Here is a 13,773-nt window from a genome sequence, read left to right as displayed (position 1 = left end):
GCAAGACGGCACAGAGTAGGGCGAGTGATGTTCAAGAAAATCCTGGTCGCCAATCGGGGCGAGATCGCGTGTCGGGTCATGCGGACCGCCAAGGCGATGGGCATCAAGACCGTCGCGGTCTATTCCGACGCCGACGCGCGCGCGCCGCACGTGCTGATGGCCGACGAGTCCGTCCGGCTCGGGCCGGCACCCGCCGCGGAGAGCTATCTCAAGGCCGAGTTGATATTGCTCGCGGCCAAGGAAACCGGCGCGGACTGCATCCATCCGGGCTACGGCTTCCTCTCCGAACGCGAGAGTTTCGCGCTGGCCTGCGCCGAGGCCGGGATCGCGTTCGTCGGCCCCCCACCCAACGCGATCGCCGCAATGGGCGACAAGATCGAATCGAAGAAGCTCGCCAAGGCCGCGGGCGTCAACGTCGTGCCGGGCTATCTCGGCGAGATCGACAGCACCGATCACGCGGTCGAGATCGCCGGCGGCATCGGTTATCCGGTGATGATGAAGGCGTCGGCCGGCGGCGGCGGCAAGGGCATGCGGCTGGCGTACAGCGAACAGGACGTCCGCGAAGGCTTCGAGGCGACCAAGCGCGAGGGGCTCGCCAGCTTCGGCGACGACCGCGTGTTCATCGAGAAGTTCATCGAAAGCCCGCGGCATATCGAGATTCAGCTGATCGGCGACCAGCACGGCAACATCGTCTATCTCAACGAACGCGAATGCTCGATTCAGCGGCGGCATCAGAAGGTCGTCGAGGAGGCGCCGTCGCCGTTCGTGACGCCGAAGATGCGGAAAGCGATGGGTGAGCAGGCCGTCGCACTGGCGCAGGCGGTGGGGTATTTTTCGGCGGGCACGGTCGAGCTGATCGTCTCGGGCGCGGACACGACGGGGGAGGGGTTCTACTTCCTCGAGATGAACACCCGGCTTCAGGTCGAGCATCCGGTGACGGAAGAGATCACTGGGCTCGATCTCGTCGAACTGATGATCCGTGTTGCGGCTGGCGAACCGCTCGGGTTCACGCAGGACGAGGTGAAGCTCAACGGTTGGTCGATCGAGAACCGTGTGTACGCGGAGGACCCGTATCGTGGGTTCCTGCCATCGATCGGTCGATTGGTGCGATATAATCCGCCCGAAACCTCCCCCCTCCCGCAAGCGGGAGGGGCCGGGGGTGGGCACGCGCTCTCCTCCACGGTTACGCTTGATGATGGCGCGAGCCCACCCCCCATTCCCCTCCCGCAAGCGGGCGGGGGGGAAGCGAGGGTCCGTGTCGACGACGGCGTCCGCGAGGGTGGCGAGGTCAGCATGTTCTACGACCCGATGATCGCCAAGCTCATCACCTGGGCGCCCACGCGCGACGGCGCGATCGCCGCGCAGATCGCCGCGCTCGACGCGTTCGAATTGGAGGGGCCGGGCAACAACATCGATTTCCTCTCGGCGATCATGCAGCACCCGCGCTTCCAGTCGGGCGCGCTCACCACAGGCTTCATCGCCGAGGAATATCCCGACGGCTTCCACGGCGCCCCCGCCGACGCCGAATTGCTGAAGACGCTCGCCGCCGTCGCAGCCTTCGCCGCGACAGCAGAAGCCGACCGCGCGCGCCGCATCGACGGCCAACTCGGCAAGCGCCTCCGCCCGCCCGCCGACTGGGTGGTGTCCATCGACAAGATCGACCACGCGGTGACGGTCTCGACCGACGGCATCATGGTCGACGGCGAAGAGCTCGACCTGTCGCTCGAATACACGCCCGGCGATCGCATGGTGGTCGCCGACGGTCATGAGACAGATGGCGACGAACACCTCACGATCCGCATCGCCAAGGCCCGCGCTGGCTTCAAGCTTACCGCACGAGGGGCAAGCCATGTCGCCCGCGTCCTTCCCGCTCGCGTCGCGCCGTACACCGCGCATCTGATCGAGAAGGTCGCGCCCGATCTGTCGAAGTTCCTGATCTGCCCGATGCCGGGGTTGCTGGTCCGGCTCGACGTCGCGGCGGGCGACAGGGTCGAGGCGGGGCAGCCGCTGGCGGTGGTCGAGGCGATGAAGATGGAGAACATTCTCCGCGCCGAGAAGACGGGCACGGTGAAGTCGGTCGCCGCGAAGACCGGGGACAGCTTGGCGGTGGATCAGGTGATCCTCGAGCTCGACTGAGTTAGCGCTTCACTCGTCCCGCCCGTCATGCCGGACTCGTTCCGGCATCCACCGTTCCGCACACCCGATAAAACGGAGCATGCGGGCCGGTGGGCCGGCGTCCGCCGGGGTGACGGAGAGGGAGGTACGTTTCTGACACCTAACGCCAGGCAGTTGACCGCACTATTGTTTCCCCGCGAAGGCGGGGACCCAGCCTGGGCTCCCGCCTTCGCGGGAGAACAAGGAAGGGTAGGCCGGCAGCTGTGTTTGCAGGACCGCGTCCCCCCCTAACACCACCCCGGCGAAGGCCGGGGCCCAGTTGGGAGCGGCAGGTGATTGAGGCCAGCGCTCCGTTACAGCGACCTTTCCAACTGGGCCCCGGCCTTCGCCGGGGTGGGACGTGTGATGGGAACGCGCTTATCCTGAGGCCTTGCCGAAAACAGCGGCAGCGGTGCCGGTACCCAAGCCCAACGCTACCACCCCTCCCGTTTCCCGCCCTACCGCTGTAAAGCACCCCGGATGACCCTCCTCCGTTACCTCGCCGCGCTCCTCCTCCTAGCCACCGCGCTCCCCGCGATCGCGCAGGACGAGCCCAAGGTCGCGACCGTTGCCGCCAGCCTGACGCAAGCCTCCGCCGAGCTCCAGGCGATCGACGATGCCACGCCCGCCGCACGCGACGACAAGGCGCGGCAAGCCCTCCGTACCCGCGCGCAAACCGTGCAGACCACCGCCGCCGACGCCGTCCGCACGCTCACCCCCGAGATGGCCCTCGTCCAGGCGCGCGTCGCGGAACTCGGCGCCGCCACCCCCGGCGTGGTCGAAGCGCCCGAGATTCGCGCGCAACGCAAGCTCCTCGCGCAGAGCCAGTCCACGATCGACTCCGCGATCAAGCGCGCGCGCCTCATCGGCATCGAGGCCAAGCAGCAGATCGACGACATCGGTGCGGCCGAGGCGGAGGAACTCGGCCAGCAATTGTCCGAAAACACCGGCTCGCCGCTGTCGCCGACATTGTGGGCCGCGATCGTCGATCACCTGCCGCGCGACACCGCGCGCATGATGCGGTTCGCCAATGTCGAGATCCGCCAGTTCGGCGCGCGGTTCGACATGCGCGCCGGCACCGGCCTGCTGATCGGAATCCTGACCGCGCTGGTGCTGATCGTGCCGTTGCGGCGCTGGCTGCACGGCGTCGGACGGCGCTACGCAACCAACCACGCGCCCGGCGGTCGCCTGCGACGCTCGGCCTACGCGCTATGGCTGGTCGTGATCGGCACCGCGCTGCCCGGCTTCGCCGCCTGGGCGATCGTCGCGTCGCTGCGCTGGGCCGGGCTCGTGTCGCCCGCCTGGAGTCGGTTCGGCGCGCTCTTCGTCGGGATCACATGGTTCTGCGCGTTCGTGTCGTCGCTCGGCGGCGCGCTCTTGCTGCGCGGCCAGTCGACGTGGCGGCTGCTGCCGATCGGCGACCCGGCCGCACAGGCGCTGCGCCCGTACACCTGGATGGCCGCCGGGCTGATCTTCTTTGGCCAGTTGCTGATCGCGACCAACATGCTGATCGGCATCAGCGCGCCCGCATCGAGCGCCGCCAACGCGGTCGTTGCGTTGCTCCACATCGTCCTGCTCGGCGCGATTTTGGTGACGCTCGGCCGGTTGCGCGCCGCCGCGCTGCCTGACCCGACGAAGCCCGCGCGCAATACGCTGCTCGCGATCGTCGCGACGCTGGTCTGGCTGGTGCTGCTCGTCACATTGGTCGCCGGGCTGATCGGCTATGTGAACTTCGCGCTGAAGGTCGCGACGTGGCTGCTGTGGGGCGCGATCGTCGGCGCGTCGCTGTACCTGATGATGACCTTCACCGACGACGCGTGTCGGACGTTGCTGTCGAGTGGCAACCGTCTCGGCCGGTCGGCGAACAGCGGCTTCGGGGTCGACAACAAGACCGTCGACCAGATCGGCGTGCTGCTGTCGGCGGTGCTGCGGCTGTTGCTGATCCTGCTCGCGGTCGGCGCGGTGATGGCGCCGTTCGGGGCGGGCGTCGGGTCGGCGTTCGAGCTGTTCGGGACGGTCGCGAACGGCGTCACGATCGGCCAGGTCACGATCTCGCCGGGCGCCGTGCTGCGCTCGATCGCGGTGCTGTTCGTCGCGCTCGCGATCATGCGCGGGCTGCAGCACTGGCTGGTGAACAGCTATCTGCCGACCACCGCGATGGATGCGGGCGCGCAGAATTCGGTGATGATGGTCGCGCGCTATGCCGGGATCATCGCCGCGGTGCTGTGGGCGCTCGGCGCGCTCGGCATCGGCATGGAGAAGCTCGCCGTGGTGCTTGGCGCGCTGTCGGTCGGGATCGGTTTCGGCCTCCAGGCGATCACGCAGAACTTCGTGTCAGGGCTGATTCTGCTCGCCGAACGCCCGGTCAAGATCGGCGACCTCGTCCGGATCGGCAACATGGAGGGCGACGTGAAGCGGATCAACGTCCGCTCGACCGAGATCCAGGTGGCGGACCGCTCGACGTTGATCGTCCCGAATTCCGAGCTGATCACCAAGACGATCCAGAACATGACGCTGGCAGCACCCATCGGCCGGATCCAGCTGCAATTCTCGGTGCCGCTCGAGGAGGATCTCGACGCGGTGCGGACGATGTTGTTCGCGGCGTTCGCGGAGAAGCACGAGGTGCTCGACGATCCCGAGCCCAAGGTGTTCATCGATTCGATCGACGCCGGCCGCGCCAAGTTCAACTGCTTCGCGTACGTCGCGAGCCCGCGCGATGCCTATCCGATGCGCAGCGAACTGCTGTTCACGCTGCTCCGCCAGTTCCGCGAGGCGGGCATCGAAGTCGGCTCGACCGCGACCAAGATGGAGATCGTCGGTAGCATGCCGACTCCGCCCGTCTCCGAGCAGACCCCTGATCAGAATAGAGCGTAAGGCAAGGACACGGTGAATTTCGATCCAGCCGCCATGGTTCCGCGCGGGCGGATCCGCACGGTGGTGACCGATCGGGGTGCCGTCGTCGGGTCATAGGTCCAGCTGCCGCCGTTGTTCGACGAGAAGTCCACATCGTCCGTGGTGCTCGCCGGGCTGGCATAGGTGACCGCCAGCGAAGATGCGGGCGTGCCTTCCGCCGTCATGACATACGCGGTCGAAGCGGTCCCGTCGCCATCGAGCGCGATCTGTAGCCGGGCGGGCGTAGGCAATGTGAACGCCAGCGTGTTGCCGTCCAGCGCGAACGGATTGGGGTTCTCGATCTGCATCGCCATGCGCAGTTTCGCGCCGGGAATGGCCTTCGGGTTGTTGGTCGTCGCCGAGGCTTCCCATGTCGCGCGTTGCGTGATCGTGACGATGGCGTCGCGCGCCACCGTGATCGTCACGTCGACCGACGCGATCTTGTTGCCGACATCGTTGTCGCCTAACGCGCAGATGCCTGCAACGGCGACACCGTCACAGAATCTCCATGCCCAGCGAACCTGGAAATTGCCCTTGTAGATTCCCGCAGGCGGTGCCGTCGCACTGATCGGCTTGATATAGATCGGCACCGAAGCCTTGCTGGTGCTCAGCAACGACAGCGTCGAGCCCTCGATATACGACTGGCTGGTGTTCGCGACGAACGGCGTGGTGCCGTCCTGGCTTGCGGATAGCGAATAGGTGATCGATCCGCCCGTAGTGGCGGTCAGCGTCAGCGGGGCCGTCGTCAGGAGCGTCGCGCGCAGGTAATCGGCGCCGAGCAACGTCAGGATGCTGACGTTCGTGCATTTGAACGATCCCGTGGTCGCGATGAAGCCCGCCGTCGGCACCGCGGTCGGTGACAGGGTGCCCATATTGGCGGTCGACGGCGTCACGATATCGCACGCAAACGCCGGGGCCGCGGCGACCCCGAGACACAGCAACACCGCGGCGACCAGTCGCTTTACGCCGCGCGCCGACGCCGTTGCCAGACCATGTTCGATACCCACCGCATCCCTCGCACCCGTTTCGATGCTTCAGCGCTATCCCCACATTCGTTAATGCGTTTTGAAGAACCGGAAACGGGTGTTTTCGCGCATCGAAATGGCCGGCGTCGGTCTTGCGAAGGCGCATAAAACGTTCACAACACGGTGATGACGATCACCCCTCCGCGATACCGCGCCCGATGAGCGCACAGCCCCGCACGATCCTGATCGCGAGCGTCGCCACCGCCGCGCTCGCCGGGCTGTTGTTCGGTTTCGACACCGCAGTGATCGCGGGGGTAACCGGCGCGCTGAAGGCGAAGTTCGCGCTTAGCGAGGCGTGGCTCGGCTTCACCGTGTCGTCCGCGCTCTGGGGTACGTTGATCGGCGCGTTGTTCGTGGGCACGCTCGGCGATCGCTACGGCAGCCGAAACGTCCTGCGGATGCTCGCCTTTCTCTACGTCGTCACCGCGCTCGGCTGTGCACTGGCGTGGAACTGGCACAGCTTCATCGGCTTCCGCTTCATCAACGGCATCGCGATCGGCGGCTCGTCGGTGCTCGCGCCCGCCTATATCGCCGAACTGGCACCGCCTGCCCAGCGCGGGAAAATGGTCGGCGGGTTCCAGTTCGCCGTGATCCTCGGCATCCTGCTCGCCTATGTCTCGAACGCGGTCATCGGTTCGCTCGAACTCGGCGATGTCGAGTGGCGATGGAAGCTGGGCATCGTTGCAGCCCCCTCGCTGGTGTTCTTCGCGCTCCTGTTCCGCATCCCCAATTCGCCGCGCTGGCTGCTCGCCAAGGGCCGCGACGTCGAGGCGAAGCAGGTGCTCGCGCTGGTCGGCATGAGCCCCGACGTCGCGCGCGCCGAACTCGATGCGCCCAAGGGCGATGCGTCGCTGTCCTGGACGCGCCACCGCAAGCCGATCACGCTCGCCTTCCTGGTCGCGATGTTCAACCAGTTCAGCGGCATCAACGCGTTCCTCTATTACCTGAACGATATCTTCAAGGCGTCCGGCGGCAGCCTCTCGCCCGATCTCCAGGCGGTGATGATCGGGGTCGCCAACATGGTCTTCACGCTGCTCGGCATGCTGCTGATCGACCGGATCGGGCGGCGAACGCTGCTGCTATGGGGCTCGGCCGGCATGACCGCGGCGCTGACCGTCGGCGGGCTGGCGCTGCTCGGCGTGCTGCCCAACTGGCTGCTGCTACCGTCGCTGATCGTCTTCATCATGTTCTTCGCGCCGGGTTCGGGCGCGGTGATCTGGGTCTATATCTCCGAGGTCTTCCCGCAGAACGTCCGTGCGCGCGGATCGAGCATCGGCTCGTCGAGCCATTGGGGCTGGAACGCGGTGATCGCGCAGGTCTTCCCCGTCGCCGCGGCATGGTCGGCAGGCGCCCCGTTCCTGTTCTTCGCGGCGATGATGGCCGTCCAGTTCGTCACCGTGTTCCTCTACTTCCCCGAGACCAAGGGCGTGCCGCTGGAGGAGATGGAAGCGCATATGTCGCGATAACCCGCGCATGTGACGAAAGCGCCGCCGAACCGGCACAATCCTGCGACAATTGCCGCCTAATCGGCATGCTCGATCATCGGGGTGGAACGGGTATGCGCAGTTTGGGTCTGGTTCTGGCAGTGAGCATGCCTGCAATGGTGGCCGCGCAGCAGGCACCGTCGCGTCCCGCCGCCGCGCCCGCCGCGCAAGCGCCCGAGCAGGACGAGGGCGCAGAATCCGAGGAGATCGTCGTCACGGGTTCGCGCAAACTGCCCGGCGCGGTGATCGGCGATATCCCGCCCGACCAGACGCTGGGCCAGGCCGAGATCCGCTCCTACGGCGTCAGCACGGTCTCCGACCTGCTCAACGAACTCAGTCCGCAGACCACCAGCGGTCGCGGCAGCGGCGGCGCGCCGGTCGTGCTGCTCAACGGCCGCCGCATCTCCAGCTTCAGCGAAATTCGCGACATCCCGACCGAGGCGATCCAGCGCGTCGAGATCCTGCCCGAGGAGGTCGCGCTCAAATACGGTTATCGTGCCGACCAGAAAGTCGTGAACTTCGTCCTGCGCCGCCGCTTCCGCGCGGTGACCGCCGAGGCCGCCGACACGCAGGCAACCGAGGGTGGCGGCAACACCCCCAAGGGCTCGCTCGACATGCTCAACATCGCGCGCGATCGCCGGCTCAACCTGCACGTCGAATACACGTCGAGCGAGCCGCTAACCGAATCGCAGCGCGACATCCTCCAGCCTCAGCGCACCGCGAACAGCGCGCTCGGCGCGGACGGCGCCGTCGTCGACCAGCGGCCGTTCCGCACGCTCCAGTCCGCGACCAGCACCTTCACCGCGAACAGCGTCTATGCGCGCAACATCTTCGGCAACATCGGCGCGACGATCAATGGCCGCCTCGAATCGACCGACAGCCGCAGCCTCAACGGCCTGCCCGTCGTTGCGCTGACTCCGTTCGGCAGCACCACGTCCGTCAATCGCGCGATCGAGGACGACGGCGTCCTGCCGCTGACCCAGCGCACCTCGTCGATCGCCGCGCATCTCGGCACCACGCTCAACGGCGATATCGGCACGTGGCGGTGGAACGTGACGGGCAATTACGATCGCAGCGACACGCAGACCTTCACGGAGACCGGCGTCGACGCGAGCGCTTTCGCTGCCCGCATCCGCGCCGGCGATCCGACCGCGAACCCGTTCGGCCGCCTGAGCGCGAGCGACTTCGGCGCACTGCCCGGCAACCGTGCCTATGCGACGCAGAGCACCGGCGAAGTCGACGCGGTCGCGAACGGTAACCTCTTCTCGCTGCCCGCAGGCTCGGTCTCGACGACGATCAAGCTCGGTGCCGAAACCGCCGATTTCAAAAGCCGCTCGTACCGCACCGTCAATCTCCTGGGGGTCGATACGCAAGGCCGGGTGTCGCGCGACACGGTCAACGGGCAGGTCAATGTCGACGTGCCGCTGACGAGCCGGTCGAAGGACGTGTTGCCGTTCCTCGGCACGCTGTCGGCGAACTTCAATCTTGCCGAGGATCATCTGTCGGACTTTGGCACGCTGCAAACACTCGGCTACGGCGCGAACTGGTCGCCGATCGAAGGCGTGCGCGTGATCGCGTCCGTAACCGACACCGACGAGGCGCCGACCGCGCAGCAGCTCGGCAACCCGTCGATCACCACGCCCAACGTCCGCGTGTTCGACTATGTGCGCGGCGAGACCGCGACCGTCACGACGATCAGCGGCGGCAATCCCGGGCTGGTCGCGGACAATAACCACGTCAAGAAAGTCGGGCTGACGCTGAAGCCCTGGTCCGGCAAGGACCTCTCGATCACCGCCAATTATGTCGAGAGCCGGGTCGACAACCCGATCGCGGCCTTCCCGGCAGCGACCGCGGCGATCGAGGCGGCGTTCCCCGATCGCTTCCAGCGCGACGCGGGCGGCGCTCTGCTGCAGGTCGATCGGCGGCCAATCAATTTCGCGCGCAGCGATCGCTCCGAACTACGCTGGGGAATCAACTTCTCCGCGCCGCTCAAGTCGAAGATCCAGCGCGAGCTCGAGGCGTATCGTGCCGGCACCGGTCCCAACCCGTTCGAGGGTCTGCAACCGCCAGGTGGCTTCCGTCGTCCCGGTGGCGCAGGCGGCGACGGACCGCGCGGTGAGGGCGCACGCGGCGACGGTGCGCGTGCCGGTGGTCCCGGCGCTGGTGGTCCCGGCGGCGGAGCCGGCGGTGGACGTGGCTTCGGCGGACGTGGCGGGCAAGCCGGTGGACGAATCCAGTTCGCGGTCTACCACACCTGGCACTTCACCGACCGCGTCCTCGTCGCAGACGGCGGGCCTAGCCTGAACCTGCTGAACGGCGACGCGATCGGCAACAGCGGCGGGCAGGCGCGTCACGAGCTGGAGGCGCAGGCGGGATACACCAACAACGGCCTCGGCGCGCGCATTTCCGCCAACTACGCCACCGGCACGCGCGTCAACGGCGGCACGATCGCCGCGCCCGAGACGCTCAACTTCGGCGGCCTCGCCACCGCCAATGCCCGCCTGTTCGCCGATCTTGGCCAGCGACTCGAATGGGTAAAGGCGCATCCGTGGCTGCGCGGCATGCGCGTCAGCCTGTCGGTCGACAACGTCTTCAACACCCGCCAGCGCGTTACCGACGCGACCGGCGCCGTCCCCAACACCTACCAGCCCGACTATCTCGACCCGCTTGGCCGCACCGTCCGCCTCAGCATCCGCAAGCTGTTCTTCTAACGGGGCAACGGTCGCCGCGGATCACTGGCTCAGTCGGACCGACAGCCGGACCGTCCGCGGCGCCCCCGGGAAGATCCACACCGGGCTGTACGAACTCTGCGCGAACCGGGCGTCGAACAGATTGTCGGCCTCGGCGCGCACCGACAGGCGCCGCGAGACCGCGTATTCGACCGCCGCCTTGGCCTTCACATAGTCGGGCAGGACGAGCCCGCTGGTATCGATCGCCCCCGCCCGCTTGCCGACATAGCTGGCACCGGCGCTGATCGATGGCCCACGCCCCTCGTCGTCGAGGAAGCGCCCGATCGCGAACACTGTCGCGGCATGTTCGGGCACGTTCAACACGCGGTCGGTCGCGAAGATGCTGTCGTCGGTCCGCGCGCGCGTCCACGCATAGTTCGCGACGACCTGCCAGCGCTTCGCCAGGCGCACCGACGCGTCGAACTCGATCCCCTTGCTCGACAGCTTGCCGACCGGCGCGAGGAAGTTCGGATCGACCGGGTCGTTGGTCAGGATGTCGCGCTTGGCGATGTCGAAATACGTCACCGCGACGTCGACGCCCGGCAATGCGGCCGTGCCGCCGATCTCGTATCCCTTGCCGCGTTCGGGTGCGAAGCCCTGGTTGTCGCGCCCTGTGCCCGAGTTGAGCAGGAAGCTTTCGCCCCAGTTCGCATGGACCGCGAAGACGTCGTTCAGCGCGTATCGGCCACCCAGCCGGAAGTTCACCGGCTCGTCGACCGTTCGCCCGACCACGCCGGTACGGTTGTTGCGGATCTGCTGGCGATACGCGTCGAAGCGGACGCCGCCGGTCAACGTGAACCGATCGGTCACGTCCCACATGTCCTGCGCATACAGCGTGGCGGACCGCCGCGTCTCGTCATTGTCCGTGAACGGCGCCAGCGGCAGCGCCTGCCCGCCGTAAACCGGCGCGAACACGTCGATCGCATACGGGTTGGCCGCAGTCGGGTTCCGCCGCAACAGCCCCTCGTGATAGTCGAGCGTATAGCCCTTCACGCCGACGCTGGCACGGTGCGCGCCGAACCGTCCGGTGAGTTCCAGCCGCGCGGACAGATCGTCGACGGTATAGTCGCGCGCGCGTCGCTGGCGCCACAGCGTCTGGCCGCCGACGAGCCGCGACTGGTCGGACGAGAACCCGCGGAGCGATCCCGTCCGCCAGGCCACGCCACCGTTGAGCGAGATACGGTCGTCGAGCCGTGCCTCGCCGGTCAGCTGGTGACGCTGGTTGCGAAACCGCGTCGTGCCGTCGCCGGGCTCCCCGTAGAAGCGCGACCGGGGCAACGCGTTGGCGTCGCCGCCGATCGCCGGGATGCCGCGGTCGAACGGCGCATCGAACCGCGTGATCTCGCCGACATAGGTCAGCCGAAGGCCATCGCGCGGCGCCCAGGTCAGCGAGGGCGCGACGACGCGGCGGCGCAACGGCACGAAATCGCGCCAGCCATCGCTGTCCTCGGTGGCAACGACGATCCGCGCGGCGATCGTGTCGGATAGCGGACCCGTCGCGTCGATCTCGACGCGGCGCGTATCGAACGAGCCATAGGTGAACGTCGCGGTCGCGGCCGGCGTGAAGCGCGGAGTCTTGCTGACGATGTTGACGCGGCCGCCCGGATCGATGTCGCCGAACAGCGCGCCGGCCGGGCCCTTCAACACCTCGATCCGCTCGGTCGTCGCGGGATCGCGCGGCGGCGCGAGGCCCCGATTGGCGAGGAATCCGTCGACATAATATTCGGCGCCGCCGTCGGGCGTGCCGAGAAACCCACGGATCGCGAAATTGTCGAGGAAGCCGCCGCGGTTGTTCTGGTTGCTGACGCCGCTGACGAGTTCGAGCGCGTCGCCGAGCCGGTACGTCCCCGCCGCGGTGAGCAGGTCGCGCTCGAGCGAGCGACTGGATTGCGACATGCGTTCGGTGGCGAGGTCCGACGACAGGGTCCGATCCGCCCGTGTGCTGCGCGTGCCGAGAACCACGATCGTCTCGGCCTCGCCATCGACCCGTCGTTCCTCGCGCTCCGGCTCGCGGTCGGCCTCGTCCTGCGCCTCGGCGGTAACGGGGCAGGCCAGCAGCAAAAGAATGCTCGCGAAGGCGATCGATCGTGGACGCGTCGACAAAAAATGTTGCCTTCTCTGTGATGATGTAACATCGCGATTGGCGGAGGTGCTTCGATCTTGTCAACCGTTTTCAGTCCAATGCCCGACGTCGCCGGAACGCCGGCCTCGGCGTCAGATACCCATGTGCAAGCTCCGGCGGGCGCGCCGTCCAAGCGGTCGCGGATCGTCTCGGTCGATGCGCTGCGCGGGTTCGTCATGCTGCTGATGCTCGTCGATCACACCCGCGAACTCTTCTATTACCCTATGCAGGTGAGCGACCCGATGGCGTTGCCCGCGACGCCGCCGACCCTGTTCTTCACGCGGCTCACGGCGCATCTGTGCGCGCCTGTCTTCGTGTTGCTGACCGGGCTCGCCGCATCGCTATACGCGGATTCCCGCGGCGGAGATGCCGGCGGCGGCAGGGCCGCGGCGTCGTCGTTCCTGCTGAAGCGCGGGCTGTTCCTCGTCGCGCTCGAAGTGACGGTCGTCAATTTCGCCTGGTCGTTCGATCCCACCCCCGCGATCGTCTATCTCCAGGTGATCTGGGTGATCGGGCTGTCGATGATCGCCCTGGCGGCGCTGGTCCATCTTCCGCGCATCGCCGTGCTCGTCCTCGGGCTGGCGATCGTGCTGGGCCATAACCTGCTCGATCCGATCACGTTTGCGCCCGACCAGCCGGGCTATGTCGCCTGGAGCATGCTGCACGACCGCGGGTTCATCGACCTGCCGTTCGGCGCGCGGGCGCGCACGTCCTACCCGTTGCTGCCCTGGATCGGGGTCATCGCGCTCGGCTGGTCGATCGGACCGTGGTTCGCGCGGCAAGTCGACCGCGATGTTCGTTGCCGCCGCCTGATGGTGACCGGCGCTGCTGCGCTCGCGCTGTTCGCGGTGCTGCGCGCGCTCAACGGCTACGGCGAACCGCTGCCGTGGCAGGTCGGTACGACGCCGCTCGCAACGGTCATGAGCATCCTCAACCTCACCAAATATCCGCCGTCCGCGGACTTTGTCCTGCTGACGCTCGGCATCGGCATGCTGCTTCTGGCGACGTTCGAGCGCACATCGGCGCGGCTGAACCGCGTACTGGTGGTGTTCGGATCGGCGCCGTTGTTCTTCTACATCCTGCACCTCTTCCTGCTCCACGGCGTGAACAGCCTGACCGGTGCGGTGACGGGCGGTGCGATCAAGGGGCTGGTCAGCGTCCCGAACGTCGCGTCGATCTGGCTCATTGCCGCCGCCGCCGCCGTCCCGTGCTGGTTCGCGTGCCGGTGGTTCGGACGGTTCAAACGGACCCATACCGGCTGGTGGTGGCGATACCTGTGAGACGTCCCGGCGTACCAGCGCAGATCGCCTCGAAACTCGACGTATCTATCTGTTGCCCGCCGACAAAGCGTGGCTATGCTGCGACGA

General features: G+C 67.2%; 7 protein-coding genes. 5 read left to right on the top strand and 2 right to left on the bottom strand.

Annotated elements, in window-relative coordinates:
- The first annotated feature begins 27 nt into the window (after positions 1-27).
- Both AC59GX_RS09490 and AC59GX_RS09485 read left to right on the top strand, forming a co-directional pair.
- Complete coding sequence (locus AC59GX_RS09490; RefSeq protein WP_426280054.1) at positions 28-2,136, top strand: ATP-binding protein; 2,109 nt, start codon at positions 28-30, stop codon at positions 2,134-2,136.
- A 498-nt stretch (positions 2,137-2,634) separates the two neighbouring features.
- Positions 2,635-5,028 (top strand): DUF3772 domain-containing protein, encoded by a 2,394-nt coding sequence (locus AC59GX_RS09485; protein WP_426280053.1) that lies wholly within the window; start codon positions 2,635-2,637, stop codon positions 5,026-5,028.
- Here AC59GX_RS09485 and AC59GX_RS09480 read toward each other — a convergent pair.
- Positions 5,013-6,053, bottom strand: a complete 1,041-nt coding sequence (locus AC59GX_RS09480) for a spore coat protein U domain-containing protein (RefSeq protein WP_056488074.1) — start codon at positions 6,051-6,053, stop codon at positions 5,013-5,015. The genes AC59GX_RS09485 and AC59GX_RS09480 overlap by 16 nt on opposite strands.
- Positions 6,054-6,229: 176 nt before the next feature.
- Between AC59GX_RS09480 and AC59GX_RS09475 the strand changes: the two genes are divergently transcribed.
- Together AC59GX_RS09475 and AC59GX_RS09470 are read left to right on the top strand one after the other, a co-directional pair.
- Positions 6,230-7,537, top strand: a complete 1,308-nt coding sequence (locus AC59GX_RS09475; protein ID WP_426280052.1) for a sugar porter family MFS transporter — start codon at positions 6,230-6,232, stop codon at positions 7,535-7,537.
- Between the two features lie 125 nt (positions 7,538-7,662).
- Complete coding sequence (locus AC59GX_RS09470) at positions 7,663-10,266, top strand: TonB-dependent receptor (protein WP_426280051.1); 2,604 nt, start codon at positions 7,663-7,665, stop codon at positions 10,264-10,266.
- A gap of 21 nt (positions 10,267-10,287) precedes the next feature.
- On the opposite strand, the gene AC59GX_RS09465 is transcribed toward AC59GX_RS09470, so the two are convergent.
- Positions 10,288-12,387, bottom strand: coding sequence for a TonB-dependent siderophore receptor (locus tag AC59GX_RS09465; protein WP_426280050.1), 2,100 nt, complete (start codon positions 12,385-12,387; stop codon positions 10,288-10,290).
- Between the two features lie 78 nt (positions 12,388-12,465).
- Between AC59GX_RS09465 and AC59GX_RS09460 the strand changes: the two genes are divergently transcribed.
- On the top strand, positions 12,466-13,686 hold the full coding sequence (locus AC59GX_RS09460; protein WP_497301590.1) for an acetyltransferase domain-containing protein: 1,221 nt from the start codon (positions 12,466-12,468) through the stop codon (positions 13,684-13,686).
- The last annotated feature ends 87 nt before the right edge of the window (positions 13,687-13,773 follow it).

The organism is Sphingomonas sp. 320_CC, from assembly GCF_059691795.1.
This window is presented reverse-complemented; position numbering and strand designations above follow the sequence as displayed.

What these genes read in the sequence shown, in the direction of transcription:
- AC59GX_RS09485 (WP_426280053.1), top strand. Translation starts at nt 2,635, where the DNA reads ATGACCCTCCTCCGTTACCTCGCCGCGCTCCTCCTCCTAGCCACCGCG.
- AC59GX_RS09490 (WP_426280054.1), top strand. Translation starts at nt 28, where the DNA reads ATGTTCAAGAAAATCCTGGTCGCCAATCGGGGCGAGATCGCGTGTCGG.
- AC59GX_RS09470 (WP_426280051.1), top strand. Translation starts at nt 7,663, where the DNA reads ATGCCTGCAATGGTGGCCGCGCAGCAGGCACCGTCGCGTCCCGCCGCC.
- AC59GX_RS09460 (WP_497301590.1), top strand. Translation starts at nt 12,466, where the DNA reads ATGCCCGACGTCGCCGGAACGCCGGCCTCGGCGTCAGATACCCATGTG.
- AC59GX_RS09475 (WP_426280052.1), top strand. Translation starts at nt 6,230, where the DNA reads ATGAGCGCACAGCCCCGCACGATCCTGATCGCGAGCGTCGCCACCGCC.